Origin of the sequence: Flavobacterium sp. Leaf359 (genome assembly GCF_001423985.1) — a bacterium.
Taxonomy (GTDB): Bacteria; Bacteroidota; Bacteroidia; order Flavobacteriales; family Flavobacteriaceae; genus Flavobacterium; species Flavobacterium lindanitolerans.
The window spans coordinates 835704-856722 of the sequence record NZ_LMPW01000012.1; the positions used below are offsets into that span (position 1 = coordinate 835704).

General features: G+C 37.8%; 19 protein-coding genes. 10 read left to right on the forward strand and 9 right to left on the reverse strand.

The annotated features are described in order from the left end of the window. Positions 1-9: 9 nt before the first annotated feature. From ASG38_RS12260 to ASG38_RS12285, 6 genes are all read right to left on the reverse strand, one after another. Entirely contained in the window at positions 10-222 is a 213-nt protein-coding gene (locus ASG38_RS12260; RefSeq protein ID WP_056071219.1) for a hypothetical protein, read from the reverse strand. A 99-nt stretch (positions 223-321) separates the two neighbouring features. Continuing rightward, positions 322-711: a hypothetical protein gene (locus tag ASG38_RS12265; RefSeq protein ID WP_056071222.1), complete on the reverse strand. Its 390-nt coding sequence runs from the start codon at positions 709-711 to the stop codon at positions 322-324. 33 nt (positions 712-744) lie between these two features. Continuing rightward, a complete protein-coding gene (locus ASG38_RS12270) occupies positions 745-1200 on the reverse strand; it encodes a DUF2589 domain-containing protein (protein WP_056071224.1) in 456 nt (151 codons plus the stop codon). Positions 1201-1220: 20 nt separating this feature from the next. Continuing rightward, positions 1221-1502: a hypothetical protein gene (locus tag ASG38_RS12275; RefSeq protein WP_056071227.1), complete on the reverse strand. Its 282-nt coding sequence runs from the start codon at positions 1500-1502 to the stop codon at positions 1221-1223. Between the two features lie 24 nt (positions 1503-1526). After that, positions 1527-2228: a DUF2589 domain-containing protein gene (locus ASG38_RS12280; RefSeq protein ID WP_082482210.1), complete on the reverse strand. Its 702-nt coding sequence runs from the start codon at positions 2226-2228 to the stop codon at positions 1527-1529. Positions 2229-2249: 21 nt separating this feature from the next. After that, entirely contained in the window at positions 2250-2849 is a 600-nt protein-coding gene (locus ASG38_RS12285) for a hypothetical protein (protein WP_157486161.1), read from the reverse strand. An 86-nt stretch (positions 2850-2935) separates the two neighbouring features. Between ASG38_RS12285 and ASG38_RS12290 the strand changes: the two genes are divergently transcribed. The 3 genes from ASG38_RS12290 to ASG38_RS12300 all read left to right on the forward strand — a co-directional run bounded on the left by ASG38_RS12290 (position 2936) and on the right by ASG38_RS12300 (position 6049). Beyond that, positions 2936-3457: a hypothetical protein gene (locus ASG38_RS12290; RefSeq protein WP_056071232.1), complete on the forward strand. Its 522-nt coding sequence runs from the start codon at positions 2936-2938 to the stop codon at positions 3455-3457. Positions 3458-3604: 147 nt separating this feature from the next. Further along, positions 3605-5296: a tetratricopeptide repeat-containing sensor histidine kinase gene (locus tag ASG38_RS12295; RefSeq protein ID WP_157486162.1), complete on the forward strand. Its 1692-nt coding sequence runs from the start codon at positions 3605-3607 to the stop codon at positions 5294-5296. A gap of 3 nt (positions 5297-5299) precedes the next feature. Then, a complete protein-coding gene (locus tag ASG38_RS12300) occupies positions 5300-6049 on the forward strand; it encodes a LytTR family DNA-binding domain-containing protein (protein WP_056071238.1) in 750 nt (249 codons plus the stop codon). Here ASG38_RS12300 and ASG38_RS12305 read toward each other — a convergent pair whose 3' ends face one another. Then, positions 6050-6895, reverse strand: a complete 846-nt coding sequence (locus tag ASG38_RS12305; RefSeq protein WP_056071241.1) for a DMT family transporter — start codon at positions 6893-6895, stop codon at positions 6050-6052. A gap of 146 nt (positions 6896-7041) precedes the next feature. Here ASG38_RS12305 and ASG38_RS12310 point away from each other — a divergent pair, with 146 nt between their 5' ends. From ASG38_RS12310 to ASG38_RS12335, 6 genes are all read left to right on the forward strand, one after another. Then, complete coding sequence (locus ASG38_RS12310) at positions 7042-7917, forward strand: retroviral-like aspartic protease family protein (RefSeq protein WP_056071244.1); 876 nt, start codon at positions 7042-7044, stop codon at positions 7915-7917. A gap of 163 nt (positions 7918-8080) precedes the next feature. Next, complete coding sequence (locus ASG38_RS12315; RefSeq protein WP_056071247.1) at positions 8081-8470, forward strand: hypothetical protein; 390 nt, start codon at positions 8081-8083, stop codon at positions 8468-8470. Positions 8471-8649: 179 nt separating this feature from the next. Further along, positions 8650-9729: an efflux RND transporter periplasmic adaptor subunit gene (locus ASG38_RS12320; protein WP_056071250.1), complete on the forward strand. Its 1080-nt coding sequence runs from the start codon at positions 8650-8652 to the stop codon at positions 9727-9729. Between the two features lie 249 nt (positions 9730-9978). After that, on the forward strand, positions 9979-13149 hold the full coding sequence (locus ASG38_RS12325; protein WP_056071252.1) for an efflux RND transporter permease subunit: 3171 nt from the start codon (positions 9979-9981) through the stop codon (positions 13147-13149). Next, the gene (locus ASG38_RS12330; protein WP_056071255.1) at positions 13142-14575 is read left to right on the forward strand and encodes a TolC family protein; all 1434 of its coding nucleotides are present in this window, start codon (positions 13142-13144) and stop codon (positions 14573-14575) included. The genes ASG38_RS12325 and ASG38_RS12330 overlap by 8 nt, the downstream gene beginning before the upstream one ends. Before the next feature lie 320 nt (positions 14576-14895). Next, positions 14896-15498, forward strand: a complete 603-nt coding sequence (locus ASG38_RS12335; protein ID WP_056071258.1) for a hypothetical protein — start codon at positions 14896-14898, stop codon at positions 15496-15498. Positions 15499-15700: 202 nt separating this feature from the next. Here the strand turns inward: ASG38_RS12335 and ASG38_RS12340 are convergent, their stop codons facing one another. Together ASG38_RS12340 and ASG38_RS12345 are read right to left on the reverse strand one after the other, a co-directional pair. Then, positions 15701-17662 carry a histidine kinase gene (locus ASG38_RS12340; protein ID WP_056071262.1) on the reverse strand — a complete coding sequence of 654 codons (1962 nt, stop codon included), beginning with the start codon at positions 17660-17662 and terminating at the stop codon, positions 15701-15703. Between the two features lie 290 nt (positions 17663-17952). Then, positions 17953-20112: a tetratricopeptide repeat protein gene (locus tag ASG38_RS12345; protein ID WP_056071266.1), complete on the reverse strand. Its 2160-nt coding sequence runs from the start codon at positions 20110-20112 to the stop codon at positions 17953-17955. 224 nt (positions 20113-20336) lie between these two features. Here ASG38_RS12345 and ASG38_RS12350 point away from each other — a divergent pair. Then, positions 20337-21019: hypothetical protein (locus ASG38_RS12350; RefSeq protein WP_235498588.1), on the forward strand; the 683-nt coding region annotated here is incomplete at its 3' end.

Sequence of the window (21019 nt, forward strand, 5' to 3'; positions counted from 1 at the left end):
CAATTTGTATTAGTTCTTTGCCAATTCATCCAGGTTGATGGCTTCATACTTGCTGATATCGACCTTTTGCCGGATTTCACAATTAGGGTAGGGCACGCCATTTTTTTGAGAAAAATCGGCAATGGCGAAAATGCATAATTCATCATCCAGGGCCAGTCTGTTGACGCTGGTTACATAAAGCATTTCATGATGCTTTCCTTTAACGGTTAGTAAGCTTCCCATGACAATAATTTTTAGGTGGAACAAATAGTTAAACCTCTTTACATCCGGATGTTTTTTTGAGGAACCCGCTAAGGGTTTTTATGCTGTGCTTGAGAAAAACTATCTTCTGTAATCGCTAACGGTTTGCCCGTTCTCACGATAGGAAATTTCTATGATTCGCGGCGTACCGTCCAGGTTCTGGATAATATAGAAATGGAAAGCATAGCCCGAGTTGTCTCTTCCTGTGAAATGCAGGCAAAAGCCTCCTCCTGTAAGGTCTTCCGGCTGGTGCGAACCTTGTTCGATAGAAACTTGTTCAACCCTGCCAGGGTTAGTAGCAATATCAATAAACTCAAGTACCCAATGGTCGCTAAAATGATTGCGGGCATTACGAAAAGCGCCAACAATAAGCGATTCAGTAAGTGTGTCCAGAAAGGCCTGGTACTTGCCATATTTTTTAACATAGTCTTTGCGGGCTTCGTTCCAGCCCTTTTTGAAAATAAGTGCCATAATTTTTTAATTTTAATGGTTAGTAATTGATTTTTAGATTACACTCTTGACTAAATAGTCATTGATTCTTAAAAAAGATTCCGAAGGATCTCCTGCCTCAAAGGTGATGTCAACTTTAGCCGTGGCCTGTTTCTTACCGAAAATACCGCCACCGCCGCCCATATCGATGTCCAGGCTTGGTCCGTTTTTGTTATCAGACGGGTCTATCTTTATTTTGCCAAGCCCAACTTTAAAACTCAGCTTCAATTCCTTGATTTTTATAGCAGACGGAGGAAGAAGGCTTAGCAAAGGAACCTTTAGCGTAGTCATTGTTTCCGGGTCATCATCCGGATCGAGAGTAGGTACCTGAATTTCCTGTGTGATAGGTTTTCCGTCTTCATCGAAATATTTCGCTATCTGCATGATATGCTGCTCTTCCGTAATTTCCTGGGCTTTTAAAGCAGCATTATGGATAGCCTGTAACAAATGGTCAAATCTTTGTTGCGACATGGTATGGGTGTTTTTTAAAGTTATTTTTCATCAAGCCAGTAAGGTTTTCTGGCAAATCCAACATGGTAGGTAGTGCTCTGCATGTTGAGCTCATGCTCGCCCAGCTTAAAGCTCCCGATAGAAATGTCTTTTCCTATGATGATGCCTTTTGGATGCTGTGACAGGCATTTGTTAAGCAACGCCAACTGATCTTCCCGCATATCGTCTGTAAAGGGCGCACTTGGGTTGACAGTACCTATCGTTACTTTTTTGATATATCGTATCTCTGCGATTGTGGTCTTTTTTGAATTGTCAGGAATCATGGCAGTTGGCGTTAACTTAATAGATTAATTTGTGTCTGAAGTAGGTGTTACTTCGGTACCGTCAGCATTGACAAGTTTGCCTTGCTCTGTAGGTTTACCGTCTTCGCCTCTTTCGATTTCACCGTTGGCATTAGGCTTGTAGGCTACAATCTGACGTGGTTTAGCAGCATCATTCATAATGTCCAGTACTCTGGCCAAACCTTCCGGCATACCGTGATTGGTAGCTTTTACGGCTACATGGTATTTGGCAGAATGGTCTGTGGAACGCGTGTTTTCTTTGCTCGATGAAATCGACCCGGAAACGCTGGCATTGACAGAAAAGAAGGCAATTTTTGCGCTCATAGAAGCACTGAATTCTCCTTTTGAAGCAGAAGATTCGACAGATTTGGTGGAGCTTTTAACCTCCATGTCAAAAGTAATATCGACAAGGTCTACCTGTAGGTTCGGAATGGGTACGATGGCAAGCATCGGCACCTTCATTTTTACTTCTTCAACGGTAGCATTTCCTTCCTTGTCCTGTCCCGGACGTTCGAAAACGAAATCTACCATACGTGCCGGCCCCGGCATAATTGAGCCGTCGGCATCTTTTACTTTTTCAAAACCGATGTCGTTGATGAACGCGGCAGTAGATTTTGCCAGGTCGGTGTTTGACTTTACGGCTGCCGATAACGGCCCACCGATAAGGTCTTCCATAGGAAGTCCCCTAAATTGGTCTCCAATGTTCATAATGAAAATATTTAAGAATTATTAACTCGTAGTGAAGTCGGATTCTTCCAGCAACGTGTAGGTGAAAGAATTGCCGTAAAGTCCTTTAGACTTGTTGCAGATACTCATAAAAAAATGGAAGTCGGCTACTTTTTGGAACACGGTACATCCGGCCGACCATTTTTCAACTGCCAGCGATTCCGAAACTGGATTACTCCTGTGGATGTTGATTCCGAAAATACCCTGGTGTTGCGGTCCGGAAAAATCTAACTTGCCGTCTTTATTGGCATCTCTCCAGACTTTTACAGGTGCTTTTTGTACTAAAGCTTCATATTGGCCTTTATGGAGTCCAATTTGATGCGAACCTTTGTATTGTCCCGGAACCAGAATGGCTGTTCCATTAACATTAGTCGGATTTTTCAACCAGTATAATCCCGGATCGGTAGTAACCGAAAAGGTGAAAATTTGTGGGCTAAGGCTCTCGTCCCTGTAAACAAGGCACAAAGTGTCGTCAAAAGAATTAGCCACGGTATTTTTACTTCGGATGCCAATAATGTTGACATTATAAGGCTTGTTCTGGTCAAAAAAGGCATATCCTTTTTTTGTAAGAACTTTTTGAATTTCAGCAATTGATGGTTTCATTGTCTTGTTTTTTAAATGAATATTGATTTTCAATGATTTACAAGGCAATATTATCCCAACTCAAAAGGCTTTTCGGCTAAAATGGCATGAGCGGTAAAACAGGAGGTACGAACGGTAGGATAAAAGGAATAAAGTTTATTTGTTTATTTTTACTATTACTTAACCCGCTAAAAAATTATGTTATGACAAAAATTAAGTTTAAACGCCCTGTTCTACTAGTTGCTCCGGATCTGAAACAAAATTTAGAAATTGATTCCCCTTTGCTCAATGCAAAATTTCGTGAGAGCGATACAGGCAATGAGAAATGGACTTTGGAAATTTTCTGTTTGCTAAAAGTTTCTCCGGATTTTATCGAAAAAAGTATAGATATTTTTATGGATGAAGGCATTCATATGATGGGAATACTGCCAATAAAGAAAATATTCATGAATAGGATTGGAGATATAAAAGATGATGTTGAAAATTTATGGTATATAGAAACAGAAGAATTTGAACTGGAAGAATTTTATAATATTATTGAACTTACTATAGATGATAATCTGGGTGGTTGTGGCAAAAAAAGAGGAGGAAAGACCGTGGGAATATATACGTCTCTTTCTAAATTTTAAAAAGATGAAAAATATAATTATTTTTTTTTTGGATGCTATACTGTATTTGGGCAAAACGAAACTTTTGGCGTAGCATCATTACTGAAGCAGCAATGCCCTATTTGCAGACACCATACCAATAAGCAACTCCCATTATTGACAGACAATATGAAAGGGACAAAAGACGGAAGAAAGCAACCGGATTTTGTCCCTTTTCACAATATGCACATACAGTTGTATGAAAGGCAATACTCCGAGGTACTTCCTTCTATATTGGCATCTATAGCTGTCTACAGTGAAACTTCAAAGAATGATACGCTTTTGTATTTGTCTTATTATGCCAGGGGAAGTTTCTACAGGAAAAAAGGACTGAAAGACGAGGCACTGGCATCAATGCTACAAGCAGAAAAAATTAGTAAAAACATAAAAAATCCTCCGGGAAATGTTGGTTTCTATTCTGATATTGCCAATCTTTTTTTTGAGCTTCAGCAATATGAAGATGCCCTTCAATATTATTTAGACCTGTTGCATAAAAATGATTTCAGTGCCAATAAAAAACTTCAGGGTGCGATATACAATAATATTGCCCGCTGTTATGCCAATATTGATAAACATGATTACGAAAAAGCAGAGTCTTATTATAAAAAAAGCCTCGCTTTTTATGGAGAGTTTCAGGACAGTCTGAATCTTGCGGCTGTCCATCTTAATCTTGGCGACCTGTATTTTGAGCAATACAAAGATCGTCTGGCGGTTGACCATCTAAAAAAGGCACTTCTGTATTCTGAGGTATCTGAAGCTGTGGATATAAAGGACGATATTTATTTTAATCTTTCTCTGGCTATGGAATCTGCCGGACAAACCAAAAAAGCGCTGGAATTTTATAAGAAATATGTGGAACAGTTGGAAGGAATCTGGAACAGGGATAGGATTTGGGGACTTGCCGAACAGGAAAAAAAGTTTATTGTCGATAAAAAACAGACGGAGATCCAACTTTTAGAGAAAGAGGCCAAACTTCAAAAAATGCAACTCGATACCAAACGGATGCAAAGCAACACCTTTTTTTCTATTGCTGCTGTTTTATTGCTGTTGCTTTTGGTGGGATTGTATTCTTACAACCAACGTATAAAAAAGAATAGGGTAATTGCGTTGCAAAATATACAGCTTGATGAATTAAATGCAACCAAGGACCGACTTTTTTCTATCATCGCCCACGATTTACGTACTCCGGTGTATTTGCTTAAAGAAAGTAACCTCAGACTAAAGAAAGCCCTGATAAAAAATGAGCTTACCGATTTAGAAAAGCAGTTGGACCTAAATATCAATATGACAGAAAATACTTACTCCATGCTTGATAATTTATTATATTGGTCACTGGAACAAAAAAACGGCTCCTTTTATAAAAAAGAACAATTGCCTTTACATTCCATTGTTGAACAGGTTCTTGTGAATTATGGTAATGCGCTAAAAATAAAAGATATAAGATTGGATAAGAATATACCTGAGGGAATACAGGTTTATGCAGATTCTAACGCTATTAAGATTGTGCTTCGCAATATTATAGACAACGCTATAAAGTTTACGCAGGATGAAGGTTCCATAAAAATAGATGCCGGTATTTATGAAAACCAGGCAGAACTTGTTGTAAAAGATAACGGTATAGGAATTAATAAAGCAATGCTGGACACTATAAAATCAGGAAAGGCAGTGCGTCAAAAAGATACTTCAGGAAGGACAAGCACGGGTCTTGGTCTTGAGCTTTGCCGCATTATGACTGAAAAAAACGGTGGGCGGCTAATGATAGAAAGTGAAGAAGGAAAAGGAACTTCGATTAAAATAGTACTGGAATTGGTAAAGAAATAGATTATGGAAAAAATACGGATATTGATTATTGAAGATGATAGCTTTCAGGCAGTATCATTGCAGGAAGCTTTAGAAGAGAAAGGATATGAAGTAACCGCAACTGCTTCAAACCTGAAAGATGCACTGGGTTATTTTTATGCCCAAAAACCGGATATTGTTATCATTGATGTTTACCTTGGGAATGACCCGGATGGTATATTGTTTGCCCAACGCATTAATGAAAACCCGGCTACGTTGAAACCCTTCGTATTCCTGACATCTGCTGTAGACAGGGAAACTTTTGAATCGGCACGATTGACTAATCCCTACAGTTATCTGATTAAGCCGTTTAATGTTTTGGAGTTGCAGTTTGCCATTGAGCTTGCTATAGAAAGATTTCTGGAAATACCGGGAATGTTTTCTGCCCACCAAACCGGAACGGCAATAATGGAGGCTTTCCTTTTAATCAAAAAGAAAGAAGCCTTGACCAAAGTACTGTTCAGCAGTATTGAATATGTCAGGGTAGAGGGCAAATATGTTTCTATTGCTACCCATGAAGAATCTTTCCTGATTGAAATGTCTTTAAAGCTGTTGCAGCAAAAATTACCCGAAAAACAATTCATTCAGGTACATCGCAATTATGTAGTCAATATGAATCTTGTCAAAAAACTGCATCTGTCAGATAACCAAATAGAGCTTTTGTCCGGCAACAGAATATCAATGAGCAGAAGATTTAAGGAAAAATTCATGGAACGGTATTCCATTCTGAAATAGCTACCTTCTGGAGGTAATTGTTGACCCTGCTGATGCGGCAACAACAAAAACCACGGCCAGAATTTCGTTGAAGGAAAGGTATTCCTGCAAAAATATAAAAGCACAGATGGCAGCAGCAGCCGGTTCCAGGCTCATCAATATGCTGAAGGTTCGTGCAGGAAGCCTGCCCAAAGCTTTCATTTCTAAAGTAAACGGAATGGCACTCGATAAAAGAGCCAGAGCGATTCCCATGCCTAAAAACTTAGGAGTAAGCCCTTCCAATCCGCCACCAAAAATTCCGAATGGCACCACGAGGCAGGCCGCCAGAAGCATACCCGTTGCAACCGCTTCATTACCGTCCATTTTTTGTGAAATTTTTCCTCCCAGAACAATATAAGCCGCCCAAAAAGCGCCAGCCAATGTAGCTAAAGCCGCACCCAGAATATCCACTCCGTTTGTAGTCCAGGGAGCGATCAAAACAATGCCTGCGGCTGCAAGTAATACCCATAAAAAATCAACAGCACGTTTGGAACCTAAAACGGCTACCATTAGCGGACCTATGAATTCTAACGTCACGGCCAACCCGATAGGTATTCTTTCAATTGCAAAATAAAAAACGAGATTCATGGCCCCTAAACAAAGTCCGTAAGGAATCACAAACTTCCATTGTTCTTTGGTGAGTTTTGTGAGCTTTGGTCTGTAGACTGCCATTAAAATCAAAGCAGAAATACCAATTCGCAACGAAGCCGTTCCCGCAGCCCCTATGGATGGGAAAAGTGTTTTGGCGATTGCCGCCCCTGATTGCACGCTGATTATGGCTAAAAGAACAGCAGGAATAGGAGGTATGTTGATGTTTCTGAATCTCATAGGAAAGATAACTTTGGAGAGGGCAAAATTACAAAATTGCAAGACCGGATAATACGCTGTTGTAATTTTTACGAATTTGCCATAATTCCATTCGGGATATTATAGGAACTCTTATATTTGGCAACGAAGATTGAAAAAAACACTCCATGAAGAAAATCTTATTTGCAGTATTTGTTTTTGAATCGCTAAGTGCTTTCGGACAAACTAAAAATGCATTACCAGACACCATTCCCTTAACCATCAATAAACAGAATACTATCTATGTCAAGGCTGTTTTTAATAAAACCGATACCTTGAATCTGAATTTTGATACGGGCACGACAGAATTAGTACTGACGAATGATGTCATGAAAAACAAATTAAAGTCGGTGCCCAAGCTGTATGACACATTTTATGATATCAAAATAGGGAATCAGGACTACAGTACAAGAGTATTTGACGCACAATTAACCGGACACGATACAGATGGCAGGTTTGGTTGGGATTTATTTAAAGGGAAAGTCGTAGAGCTTAATTATGACAAGAACATCATGGTTGTCCATCCGCAACTGCCCCTCTCTGTTTTGAAAGAAGATGCTTTCTCAAAACTCATGATTACTTTTTTTCAGGGGATTTTTTTGGTAGAAAGCCAAATTTTTCAGGATATAGTAGAAAACTCAGACTTTTTTCTATTTGATACGGGCTATCAAAGGACAGCCATGCTCGATAATGATTTGCTCAAAATTGGCAAATTTCCTACTCAGAACATGAAAGTAATAAAAAAGGTTATTATGAGAGGAGCACAAGGAAACGAAGTCCCGGTGATAACCTCAAGCCTGCAAAAATTGAAAATCGGTAAATATGAATTTAAAGATGTGCCTGTACAGCTGGTAACTACCAATAAACCAATGCATGGACAAAACATCCATATTCTTGGGAATGAAGTCTTGAAAAGGTTTAATATGTTTCTTGACTTTCAAAACAATTTTGTCTACTTAAAGCCAAATCATCTTTTCAATGCAGAATATATTGAGAAAAGCTGATACTTATCCTATCGGCTTGATGACTTTTTAGATATTGGCACAGAATAAATTACACTGAAAAAACATTTTTTCAATCAAAGAAAACGTTGTAGCAGCATTTACTTGTTAAAGCGTAGTGAAATTTCTTTTTTTGTTTCAATACTTTGTTTACTTTTGGCGGCAAATGAAAAAGCTATTTGCATTATTCGTATATGTCTCTTTACTTCTGCTAAGCGGAGGGCAATACCTTAATGCAGCTACGCAACCAACTTCACATTCGTCTCATAGTTTTCAGAAAAAACACAGGGTAAAATTTACCAATCAGGATACAAGCAATACCTTACTTGAAGAGGGTGACTTAGATCTTGATGAAGGGCAACCAGGTGGAGACGATCTCAAAGACGGAATATGGAATAAACTTTTCATAGGAAATTATAGCTTATCTGATAACTGGTATGAGACAATCTACTGTCAGCCCATCCTGGACCGTTATCAAAAGAATTTTAAAACCTTCGCGCCATTTTGTGGCCAATCCAATCCTATTTACATTACCCATAGGGTATTACGTATTTGATTTAACTCGAATATATCGGTTACCTGAGTGTGATCATTATATTTTGTAGTTGTTATTAAACACACTTCTTCAGATATGGCTGTTCGCGTAGCTTCTGGTTACTGATGTTTTTACGCATCCAAAGGAATCGTCGTATTCCAAGCAATCAATCAATCGCTTAATTTCCATTTATTTACCTAATGAAGAAAATCATCCTAACAGGCATCACTGCCTTGTTGTGCCTTGCTAGTTGCACAACTAAAAAAGTAGAAAAAGAAGAAGCCGATAAATTTACGGTAACCAGCCCGATAAAAATCGACACTACTTTTACTAAAGAATACGTATCGCAAATCAGGTCGGTACGAAACATTGAAATCCGTGCCCAGGAAAAAGGATTTCTGCAAAACATTTATGTTGACGAAGGCCAGTTCGTGAAAGCCGGGCAATTGCTGTTTAAAATCATGCCTAAAATGTATGAGGCAGAATTGCTGAAAGCCCAGGCAGAACAAAAATCGGCCGAAATAGAATTACAGAACACTAAAATCTTAGCAGATAAAAACGTAGTTTCAAAAAATGAACTGGCTGCTGCCCAGGCAAAACTTCAGGCCGCAAAAGCAGAAGTATCATTGGCAAAACTCCACTTGTCATTTACAGAAATCAGGGCTCCGTTTGACGGAACTATTGACCGTATTCCATTAAAATTAGGAAGCCTTATTGAAGAAGGCGAATTACTGACAACGCTTTCAGACAACAGCCAGATGTTTGCCTATTTTAACGTATCAGAACCGGAATACCTTCAATACCAGACCAATGTCAAAGACCGCGCAGAAACCAAAGTCAATCTGATTTTAGCCGATGGCCAGCCTTTTAAATACAAAGGTGATGTTGAAGTAATTGAAAGTGAATTTAACAACGAAACAGGAAACATTGCTTTCAGAGCCCGATTCCCAAATTCGACTAAATTGCTAAGAAATGGCGAAACAGGACAAGTACAAATGCTTGTGCCTTTAAAAAATGCCATTGTAATTCCACAAAAAGCTACCTATGAAATCCAGGACAAAAAATATGTTTTTGTAGTCGGGAAAAACAACGTACTGAGCTCAAAAGAAATCACCATTGGTGGCGAAATGCCGGACTTATATGTAGTCAATAACGGCATTAACGAAAATGATAAAATCTTATTGGATGGCGTTCAGAAAGTCAAAGACGATGACAGAATCGCTTACGGTTATGTAGCTCCTAAAAAGGTAATGAGTAGTCTTAGATTAAAAGCAGAATAAACGAATTAGTCTATTTAGTTGATAATGGATAGTTTATAGTGGATAGTCTTTAGTTGATAATTGATAGTGGATAGTCTATTTAGTTGATAATTGATAGTTTATAGTCTTTAGTCTTTTAGTTGATGATGAATAGTTGTTAAGCTATAAGTCTATTATCTATTCTCTATCATCTATTTTCTATCATCTGCCATCTATTGCTCATTCTCTACTGTCCAAAATCAAAAATCAAAAATCTTAAAAAGAAAGTAAATGTTCAATAAATTTATACAAAGACCTGTGTTGTCGATAGTAATATCGCTCATAATTGTCTTTTTAGGAGCCTTGTCAGTACTCAACCTGCCAGTGACCCAGTTTCCTTCGATTTCGCCTCCAAAAGTGAATATAACAGCAGATTATCCGGGGTCTAACGGTGAGCTGATGATTAAATCAGTAATCATTCCTTTGGAAAGAGCGCTGAACGGAGTACCCGGAATGAAATACATGACTTCAGATGCCGGTAACGACGGAGAAGCAAGTATCCAGGTCGTATTCAACCTCGGAACAGACCCTAACCTCGCAGCCGTAAACGTTCAAAACCGCGTAGCCTCTGTAGTGAATAAACTACCGCCATTGGTAGTGAGGGAAGGAGTAAAGATTACGCGTGAAGAATCAAGCATGCTGATGTATGTCAACCTTTACAGTGATGATAAAAATACCGACCAGAAATTCTTGTACAACTTTGCCGATATTAATATCCTATCCGAATTAAAAAGGGTTAATGGTGTGGGTGTTGCGGATATTTTAGGAACCCGTGAATATGCCATGAGAATCTGGTTAAAGCCGGATAGAATGCTGGCGTATAAAATTTCTGCCGATGAAGTGATGGAAGCCCTGTCAAGCCAAAGTTTGGAAGCATCACCGGGAAAAACAGGTGAAAGTTCCGGAAAAAGGTCGCAGGCGTTTGAATACGTATTAAAATATTCCGGTCGTTTTACAACCAAAGAGCAATACGGAAATGTAGTCTTACGCTCCAACCCTAATGGAGAGCTGTTGCGACTGAAAGATGTAGCCGATATTGAACTGGGAAGTTCCATGTATGATATCTATTCCAACCTGAACGGAAAACCATCAGCGGCAATCGTATTAAAACAATCCTATGGAAGTAACGCGAGCCAGGTTATTAAAGACGTTAAGGCTAAATTGGAAGAAATCAAGAAAAGTTCTTTCCCGAAAGGAATGAACTATGAAATCAGTTATGACGTTTCTAAATTCCTGGATGCTTCTATTGAAAAAGTAATCCATACGTTGGTTGAGGCGTTTATTCTGGTAGGTATCGTAGTATTTATCTTCCTGGGTGACTGGAGGTCGACGGTTATTCCGGCCATAGCAGTACCGGTTTCCCTTATCGGAACGTTCGTTTTCATGCAGTTTTTCGGAATTACGCTGAATCTTATTACGTTATTTGCTCTGGTATTGGCAATTGGGGTTGTCGTCGATGATGCCATTGTCGTCATCGAGGCCGTCCACGCCAAGATGGAAGAAGAACATCTCTCGGCGCTGAAAGCCACCAAAAAAGCGATGCATGAAATAGCAGGGGCTATTATAGCAATTACGTTCCTGATGGCAGCGGTATTTATTCCAGTAGCCTTTATGTCGGGCCCTGTAGGTATATTCTACCGTCAGTTCTCTATTACTATGGCAACGGCAATTATCCTTTCGGGTATTGTAGCTTTGACGTTAACACCGGCGCTTTGCGCTATCATGCTGAAAAATCACCATGGACAACCAAAAAAGAGAACTCCTGTAAAAATCTTTATCGACGGTTTCAACAGGACATTCAATATTGCTTCTGACAAATATCAGAATGTATTAGGGAAAATCGTAAACAGAAGAACCGTAACCTTTGCTGCATTACTTGGTTTCTGTGCCGGAACCTGGTTTATAAGCAGCACCGTTCCTTCAGGATTTATCCCAAATGAAGATCAGGGAATGTTTTATGCCATCATCCAGACGCCTCCGGGTTCTTCTCTGGAAAGAACAAATAACGTTGCGGAAAGGCTACAGAAAATGGCAGAAACGGTAGAAGGGGTTCAATCGGTTTCCGCTTTGGCGGGATATGAAATCCTTACAGAAGGTACGGGTGCCAACTCAGGAACCTGTCTGATTAACCTGAAAGACTGGAGTGAAAGAAAACATTCTGTACAGGAAGTAATGGAAGAGTTGGAAGAAAAAGCGAAAGAAATTCCGGGTGCTAATATCGAATTTTTCCAACCGCCCGCCGTTCCGGGTTATGGAGCCGCAGGTGGGTTTGAATTGCGTCTGTTGGACAAAACAGGTTCGGGCGACTATAAGAAAATGGAAACCGTTACTCAGGATTTTGTAAAAGAATTAAACAAACGCCCTGAACTTTCTTCGGTATTTAGTTTTTACAGTGCGAGTTTCCCGCAATTCATGCTAAAAGTAGACAACGACCTGGCACAGCAAAAGGGAGTTTCTATTGAAAATGCCATGAACACCTTGTCAACATTGGTAGGTAGTAACTACGAAATCAGCTTTATCAAATACGGATTCAACTATAAAGTAATCGTTCAGGCAGCACCGCAATACAGGGCTTTGCCGGATGATATTTTAAAACTGTATGTCAAGAATGATAAAGATGAAATGGTGCCTTATTCTGCTTTTATGAGAATGGAAAAAGTGTACGGACTCTCTGAAATCACAAGACACAATATGTATACTTCTGCTGAAATCAGTGGAGCTGCTGCGGCAGGTTACAGTAGTGGTACGGCCATTAAGGCTATTAAAGAAGTGGCAGAGAAAAAACTGCCAAGAGGTTATGGAATCGACTGGGCTGGTATTTCTGCGGATGAAGTGGCGCAAGGAAATCAGGCTATCTGGGTTTTCCTTATCTGTTTAGGTTTCGTTTACCTGGTATTGGCTGCCCAATACGAAAGCTTTATTCTGCCATTGTCGGTTATCCTTTCGCTTCCGGCAGGTATTTTCGGGGCTTTCCTATTGCTGAAAATCATGGGATTAGAAAACAACATCTATGCTCAGGTGGCTATGGTAATGTTGATTGGTCTGCTTGGTAAAAATGCCGTGTTGATTGTCGAATTTGCCATCCAAAGGCATGCTGCCGGTAAGTCGGTTTTAGAATCGGCTATGGAAGGAGCAAAAGCGAGATTCCGTCCTATTCTGATGACTTCGTTTGCCTTTATTGCAGGTTTGATTCCGTTGGTTTTTGCAACCGGACCCGGAAAAATAGGTAACAGAACCATTGGTACTGCCGCGGCAGGAGGGATGCTTCTGGGAACGATTTGCGGTGTGTTTGTGATACCGGGATTGTATTACATATTTGCCCGAATTGCCGAAAAGCACAAATTGGTGAAAAATGAAGAAGAAAACCCACTAACTGAAGAAATCGATAACAATCATGTTTAAATCCAAAATATACCAATATAGTATTGTTGTAGCGCTTTGCCTTGCCGTAATCGGATGCAAGGCGCCACAGACAATAGCCGAGACTCCTAGCAAGCCGGTTCCGGAATCTTTCGGAACCAGCAAGGATACGACCAATATGTCGACGATTAAATGGAATCAATTCTTTAAAGACCCGAATCTTGTAGAATTGATTGACACGGCATTAAAAAACAACCAGGAGCTGAACATCACTTTGCAGGAAATTGAAATCGCAAAAAACGATGTCCGTGTTAAAAAAGGATTATTGTTACCAACGGTTGGACTTCGTGCCGGAGCCGGACTTGAAAAAGTGGGCCGATATACAAGCCAGGGTGCGGGTGATGCCACAACCGAAATCAAACCCGGGGTTGAAACACCAGACCCGTTACCGGATTATACGATTGGAGCTTATGCCAACTGGGAAGTTGATATTTGGAAAAAACTGCGCAATTCTAAAAAAGCGGCTGTCAACAGGTATTTGGCAACCGTTGAAGGAAAGAACTTTGTCATCACAAATCTTATTGCCGAAGTAGCCGATTCGTATTATGAATTGTTGGCTTTAGACAGCCAGTTGGATATTGTAAAACAGACCATCGAATTGCAGTCCAATGCCCTGGAAATTGTAAAAATCCAGAAACAGGCAGCCAGAGCAACAGAATTGGCAGTTCAGAAATTCCAGGCGGAAGTATTAACTTCAAAAAGCTTAGAGTTTGAAATTCTGCAAAAAATCAAGGAAACGGAAAATAAGATTAACTTTTTGCTGGCCCGTTATCCGCAGGAAATCAAAAGAGACAAAACCAATTTTACGGACTTATTGCCGGCTACTGTAAATTCAGGTATTCCGTCACAATTGTTAAGTAATCGTCCGGATATCAAAAAGGCAGAATTGGAATTGGTAGCTGCAAAATTAGATGTAAAAGTAGCCCGTGCCGAGTTTTATCCGTCGCTTGATATTTCTGCAGCGTTTGGCGTACGTGCCTTTAAACCGGCTTATCTGTTCACGTTCCCGGAATCGCTTTTGTATTCTGTAGCTGGTGATTTGGCTGCCCCGCTGATTAACAGAAATGCCATCAAAGCAGAATTTAAAAGTGCCAATGCCAGACAGCTTCAGGCATTGTATAATTATGACCGTACGGTTTTAAATGCCTATCTGGAAGTATCTACCCAACTTTCTAAAATCGAAAACCTACAAAAAGGCTACGATTTAAAATCGCAACAAGTGGATGCATTAAACCGCTCTATTGATATTTCAAACGATTTGTTTAAATCGGCAAGAGTCGATTATTTCGAGGTACTGATGACCCAAAGAGATGCTTTGGAATCCAAACTTGAACTGATAGAAACCAAAAAAGAACAACTGAACGCTGTTGTTCATGTATATAAAGATTTAGGAGGAGGCTGGAAATAGGTTGATTTGTTAGGTTGATTGGAGAACTAGTCAAGGGGTATTATTCCTTGGCTAGTTTTTTTATGTGGAAAATTTGTTGAGATTTTTGTTTATAGTTATGATAACCATCAATTATCTTAGTATTATTTATTATAGAAAAAGTTACTTTGTAACAAAGTAAAAAAGATAGGAAAAGGAAAAAATCCTAAAACAAAACCATGTTGTGAAAGTGAAAGTACAGGAGAAATTACTTTTTTCTTAACTTCGTTTCGTTCAGTAAAAAAAAATTATCTCTGGTCATAACAACACTAGAAAATATAAGATATTAGTAATTCATTAAGATGAAAAACATAAAAAAAAATATTATTGAGAATTCACAAGACATTTTAGAATTTGGCCTCGACCAATTTATTAATAGTGAGATTATAAAAGCATTTCCAATTGTCGGAACCGTTGTCAAAATAGGTTTTTCTGTTAAATCTATAAGCGATAGAATCTTTTTAAAAAAACTTGAGGGATTTATTGTCCATTATAACAGGCTAGATTCCATCGAAATTAATGAAATGTTATATCAAATAAAAACAGATGACAATTTTACAAATAAAGTTGGTGAAAGTTTGATCTTACTTTTAGATAGATTTAGTGATTTAGATAAACCTGAATACATGGCAAAATGCTTTGCCGCATTCATTAGAAAGGAAATTTCTTATGATGATTTTATACGATTAGGGGCTGCAATAGATTTGAGCCATTCACCGGATTTAAAATTATTTATTAAAAACCCTGAGGATGAAAAAATATTGAATACTCTCATAAGAACTGGTTTAACTAAGATTTCAGACTATGCGATTGCTACTACTCTGAATGGAAGTTCTCCGGTGACATTATTTGTAACTCAAACAGAATTAGGGAAAATATTTCTAAAAATTTTTGTAAACCCTTAATTACTTGGAATATCATTTGAGGTTTTTAGTTTAATAGTAATTAATCAGAACAACCATAAGAATGAATTTTGGGGTAGGGTATAAATTTGCTGTTGCTCTAGATTTTGATCAGATTTTAGCATAATCAAAACCATCAAAAAAAATCAAAACCAGTTAAATACTTTAACTGGTTTTATATATAATCGTATTAAGGATCTGCTTTTTAACTCTCATAAATATAAGGAACCTCAAAAGCAACTTTGGCTCCTTCTATAGTTCCGTCGGAAGCGATTACATTATTGGTTTGCACTATAAAATCTTTATTCTTGGTGTAAGAAACCAGGCGTTCTTTGGTAATGGTCATGGCCAGTGATTTGTGATTGCTGATTTTCTCATCGGTGCCAAATCCTTTACCGTTATCGGTTACTTCAAAATAGAGTTTTTCTTCTTTCAGATAATAGTGAATATCAATTTTGCCATTTTCGGTTGTGTTGCTTAACCCGTGTTTGATGGCGTTTTCAATGTAGGGCTGAGCCAGCATTGGTGGTAAAAATATGGATTCGGTATCAATATTTTCTTCAATACGGATATTGAAAGTGAATTTGTTTTCATATAAAAGTTGCTGTATAGCGAGGTAATTCTCAAGCATTTCAACTTCTTCAGCCAATGAAATATAGTTCTGGTTGGAGTTTTCAAGTATTTGTCTTGTCAGTTTAGAAAACTTGCCCAAATAGTTCACTGCATCATCATTTTGTCTGTTGTTAATCAGGCTTCTGATGTTCTGAATCGAATTGAATATAAAATGCGGGTTCATTTGGGTAATGAGCAACTTTTGCTTGATTTGGTTTTTTTCCAGTACCGTAATGGCCTGTTTCTGCTTATTGTTTCGGTAGTAGAAATAAGCGCCCAGCAACGAAAGCAGAAATACAGAAGAAACGGCAATCAGCCAGTTGTTTTTAACGGCCGTTTTCTTTTCAGAAATTAGTTTGATGGCGGCTACTTTCTTTTCCTGAGCGAGTTTCTGGTTCAGCTGTTTTTTTTCAAAATCGTATACCAACTGTTGTCGGGCTAATTTATTTTTTGAAGTTTCCAGAGCCATTTTCTTTTGGGCTTCGAGCTCAACGGCTGTTACTTTCTTTTGCTGGAGTATTTTTTGCTGCAGTTCTTTTTTCTCAAACTGGTATTTGAGTTCCTGTTGTGCCAATTCGTTTTTTGAGGCTTCTAAATTTGTAGAATCTTTTATTACAATATTCGCTTCATGCATTTTTAATGCTTTTTCATACTGTCCGCTTTCTTTATAAATTTTATATAGCAGTGAGGTGAGACCGGACTGTGAATTGATGTTTTTATTCTTTTTTGCCAGGCTGTAGCTCAACTCACCATACTCTGCCGCCTTATCATAGTTTTTATTTTTGTAATTAATACGTGCAGCACTTCCGTATACTCCTTGTCTTGAAATATCATCATTACATAAATCTAAGGCTCTTTTTAAATAATCTTCCGACTCAGTTAGTTTTCCCAATTCACTGGAAGATTGCGCCAATTGTACTAAAATTATCGATTCAGCCTGCGGGTCTTTATTTTTTTTGATATAGTAGTACGCTTTTAGAAAATTGTTATGGGCTTCGGTAAAGTTTTTAAGACGGGTATAAGATGTACCTATGTTATTATGAATAACCGCTAAACTATGGCGGTCTGATTTTCTTAATTCTGACTCCGGAACATCATAATAGGGCAATGCTTTTTTTAGATGGACAATAGCTTTATTCCAGTCCTGCTGGGCTATACAAGCGGTTCCTATTTCCATATTTACGGTTGATATTCCGCTTTCATTATGAATGCTCTCGTAGAATTTTAAGGCTTCAAAAAAGTATTTGAACGTATTTGGCCAGTCGGCAATATGGCGGTAGTACGTTCCTTTACCAACCAACGCTAATGCCATAGGCTTATAGTCTTTAGAGGCTTTCCAATACTTTATAGCTTCATCAAAGTGGATTGGTGCATTTTTGTTGCCCTCACTTGTTTCTTTTTTTGCGGTATTGTAGTAATACACACCTGCAGCAAATTGGTATATCTGCTTTACTTTTGGATGAAGGTTGGGCATTGCCAGTCCTTTAGTAAAAACAGGAAGTAGCTGATTGTAGTAGGCCACATGTGCTTTGCTCAACATGATTGTGTTATCCATACCCGCAATAATTGTATTAATGCGTGTTGTGTCACTAATTTTGCGATTAGCTAATATCGTTTCTATAGAATCAATTGTTTTATTCTGGGAATAAACAGGGAGGCTGATAAAGAGAAGGAGTAGAAAAGATACTAAATGCTTGCAATTTAACATAAATGGGAGGGATGTGATTAAAAAACGGAGGTAAAAATAATCAATTGATAGATACATACTGCTAAACCCAGCGAAAATAAAAAACCAGTTAAAATACTTTAACTGGTTTTTTTAGGATTTTTATATTATTTATCACTTTAGCTTTCATAAATATAAGGAACTTCAAAAGCAACTTTGGCTCCTTCTATAGTTCCGTCTGAAGCGATTACATTATTGGTTTGCACCACGAAATCTTTGTTTTTAGTATAGAATGTCAAACGTTCTTTGGTGATGGTCATGGCCAGTGATTTGTGATTGCTGACTTTCTCATCGGTACCAAACCCTTTACCGTTATCGGTTACTTCAAAATAGAGTTTTTCTTCTTTCAAATAGTAATGAACATCAATTTTTCCGTTTTCTGTCGTGTTGCTTAATCCGTGTTTGATGGCATTTTCAATATAGGGCTGCGCGAGCATAGGCGGTAAAAATATCGATTCGGTATCCATATTTTCTTCTATATGGATATTGAAAGTGAATTTGTTTTCATATAAAAGTTGCTGTATGGTGAGATAGTTCTCAAGCATTTCCAATTCTTCAGCCAATGAAATATAGTTCTGGTTGGAGTGTTCAAGAATTTGACGGGTTAATTTAGAAAACTTACCCAAATAATTTACTGCTTCATCATTTTGCCTGTTGTTAATCAGGCTTCTGATGTTTTGTATGGAATTGAAAATAAAATGCGGGTTCATTTGTGTAATCAGCAATTTTTGTTCTAACAAAAGCTGTTGGTTCTGCATTTTTACTCGTCTGATTTTTAATAAGGCAACTAAGAAACCTAAAACAATCAACAGACCTATAAAACCGGCAATCAGCCATTTTTTTTGTAATTGAGAAACGGCTACCGTTTTCTTTAAGGTGTTTACGCTTTTCTTTGCCGTAGTTAAGGTGTCTTTATAAGCATACTCGTATTTGATTTCTGCCAGCTTATCAAAGGTTTCTTTTTTGTACAAGCTGTCGTTCAGTTCTTTATGTTCCTGTCCGCTTTCATAAGCTAACTTATATTCTTTGATGGCATAATAGATTTTTGAAAATAAAAGAGAGTAATCGGTTTGCAAGCTCAGGAGTTTGAGTTCATTAGCAATATCACTTCCCTCTTTCGCAAATTGCATTGCTTTATCATATTCCTTTTTTTCAAAATAAATCCTGCCCATATTCAAATAACTGTTTGACAGTTCCCGCTGAGCTCCGATCTGTTTGTATGTTTTTACTGCTTTTTCATAATGACGGAGCGATTCATCGTAGTTTTCGACCATAAAGTAATAAGCACCTATATTGTTATTGAAAAAAGCAACGGCAAAGGTTTCATTTGCTTCCTGGCTTAGTTTTAATCCTTTCTTAAATATTGCTAAGGCTTTAGGATTTTTTTCCGTCATAAGGATAATACCGATGTTGCTTAAGCAACCCATAACCTGTTTCTCTTTTTTTAGTTTTTCAAAGATGGCCAATGATTTATATAAATAAGTAAGAGCGACTTTATTATTTTCCATTTCCTGATACATCGTACCAATGTTGTTTAAATTGGAAGCAATGCTATATTCATCATTAAACTGTTTGCTGATCTCTATGGATTTATTATAATATTCTAAAGCAAGAGTGGGTTGGTTTTGCTGCTTATAAAGATTTGCCAAATTGATATAAGTAATAGCGAGCCCTTTTCGATCTCCTAGCTTTTCATCAATCACTATTGTTTTTTTATAATATTCAAGGCTTTTGTCGTAATCTCCCTGAGTGTTATGAATCATGGCAATAATCATCAAAGCGTTTGATGCCACCTTTAATTTACCGGATTGTTCACTAAGTTCTGTGGCAGTTTTAAGATATTCCAAAGCTTTTGGATAATCAGTAAGATCGTAATAAGCCATACCAATGTTCAAATTACAATTGGCAACACTCACCTTAATCTTTAAATCCTCATAAACTTCCATGGAATTCTTAAAATAACTAATGGCAGTTTGATAATCTCCTTTTCCTGAATAGGTTCTACCCGACATCAGTAAGCTATAGGCTTTTCCTTTTTTATACTGTAAGGCTTCAGAGAGTTGTTCCGATTCTTTATATAACTGCAATGCTTTATCAGCATCACTCCTCATTATTTTAAGTGCTGCTGCATTTAATAATTTAACCCTTATGGTATCTTTTTTTGTATAGGTCTGTAAGCTGTCTACTGCTTTGTTTTGTGAAAAACCATTGGAAAGGTTGGCTAAAAAGAATAGAAGAAAAATTCGTCTTAGAAATAGGGAATATTTGATAGTAAACATCAGTAAGGCGGTAGTTTGTTTTGGTTTGTTATGTTTTTAGAAACCCAAAAATAGGGTAATTTTTGTAGTAAACAGATTAAACTGTAAACAAGTATCGTTTTTGTTTATTATTTTCTTATTGCTATAATTGGTTAAGACAATAACTGAATATATAAAACTGTAGAAAAAATCTTTCATTTAGTCATTCGAACCGATTTTTCTCTACATTTGAAAAAAACAATCCAATGAATACCCTAAAAATCAAAGACTATATATTCCCCATCGATATTGAGAAATCGTTCATAAAAGAATACAATCAAGAAAATTTAGAACCCGTTTGTACTGTCTGGGACATTTGGGTACAAAGTGAGGAAGCTCCTTTTATAGAAGGCAATCATAGCGGGAATATCCGTTGTGAGCAGATGATGGCTACGCAGGGCAATTTGCAATCGCTTGTTGGGAAAACCATTTCTGTAAAAGATTCCTATGATTATGTGACCGATGAACACCTGTTTACTTTTTACATGTTTAGACACAACGGTATCAAGGACAATGAAATCACATTCGGAAAAATTGAAAACAACAAAGTTGATGTACACTGGAAAGGCATAATTGAAGAATTGGGTTTTGAAGGCGAATACAATACCAATGTGCCTTTTGAACTTTCCTGCGTATTGGAAATTAAACAAATGGTGGATAATAAAGACTATAAATCGCCATCTACCCAAGTGCTAAGCCTTATCGCTACCGCTGATGACGACTTTGACAACAATCAGGAACTACTTGAAGCTATTATCGATATCACCGACGAATACCGACTTAACGACGAAGCTTATACTGCGATTATAAATCTTTTAAGTTCTGAATCTTTTCTCGAAACTTTTGAAGAGGAAACTGACAGCCTGGAGGATTTTATTTCAAATTTTAC

Bases quoted from the DNA above. Each gene is read 5' to 3' on its own strand.
- ASG38_RS12270 (WP_056071224.1), bottom strand. From the start codon at position 1,200: ATGTCGCAACAAAGATTTGACCATTTGTTACAGGCTATCCATAATGCT.
- ASG38_RS12300 (WP_056071238.1), top strand. From the start codon at position 5,300: ATGGAAAAAATACGGATATTGATTATTGAAGATGATAGCTTTCAGGCA.
- ASG38_RS12335 (WP_056071258.1), top strand. From the start codon at position 14,896: ATGAAAAACATAAAAAAAAATATTATTGAGAATTCACAAGACATTTTA.
- ASG38_RS12295 (WP_157486162.1), top strand. From the start codon at position 3,605: ATGAAAGGGACAAAAGACGGAAGAAAGCAACCGGATTTTGTCCCTTTT.
- ASG38_RS12265 (WP_056071222.1), bottom strand. From the start codon at position 711: ATGGCACTTATTTTCAAAAAGGGCTGGAACGAAGCCCGCAAAGACTAT.
- ASG38_RS12345 (WP_056071266.1), bottom strand. From the start codon at position 20,112: ATGTTTACTATCAAATATTCCCTATTTCTAAGACGAATTTTTCTTCTA.
- ASG38_RS12280 (WP_082482210.1), bottom strand. From the start codon at position 2,228: ATGAACATTGGAGACCAATTTAGGGGACTTCCTATGGAAGACCTTATC.
- ASG38_RS12305 (WP_056071241.1), bottom strand. From the start codon at position 6,895: ATGAGATTCAGAAACATCAACATACCTCCTATTCCTGCTGTTCTTTTA.
- ASG38_RS12275 (WP_056071227.1), bottom strand. From the start codon at position 1,502: ATGATTCCTGACAATTCAAAAAAGACCACAATCGCAGAGATACGATAT.
- ASG38_RS12320 (WP_056071250.1), top strand. From the start codon at position 8,650: ATGAAGAAAATCATCCTAACAGGCATCACTGCCTTGTTGTGCCTTGCT.
- ASG38_RS12315 (WP_056071247.1), top strand. From the start codon at position 8,081: ATGAAAAAGCTATTTGCATTATTCGTATATGTCTCTTTACTTCTGCTA.
- ASG38_RS12290 (WP_056071232.1), top strand. From the start codon at position 2,936: ATGAGCGGTAAAACAGGAGGTACGAACGGTAGGATAAAAGGAATAAAG.
- ASG38_RS12285 (WP_157486161.1), bottom strand. From the start codon at position 2,849: ATGAAACCATCAATTGCTGAAATTCAAAAAGTTCTTACAAAAAAAGGA.
- ASG38_RS12310 (WP_056071244.1), top strand. From the start codon at position 7,042: ATGAAGAAAATCTTATTTGCAGTATTTGTTTTTGAATCGCTAAGTGCT.
- ASG38_RS12330 (WP_056071255.1), top strand. From the start codon at position 13,142: ATGTTTAAATCCAAAATATACCAATATAGTATTGTTGTAGCGCTTTGC.
- ASG38_RS12340 (WP_056071262.1), bottom strand. From the start codon at position 17,662: ATGGATAACACAATCATGTTGAGCAAAGCACATGTGGCCTACTACAAT.
- ASG38_RS12260 (WP_056071219.1), bottom strand. From the start codon at position 222: ATGGGAAGCTTACTAACCGTTAAAGGAAAGCATCATGAAATGCTTTAT.
- ASG38_RS12325 (WP_056071252.1), top strand. From the start codon at position 9,979: ATGTTCAATAAATTTATACAAAGACCTGTGTTGTCGATAGTAATATCG.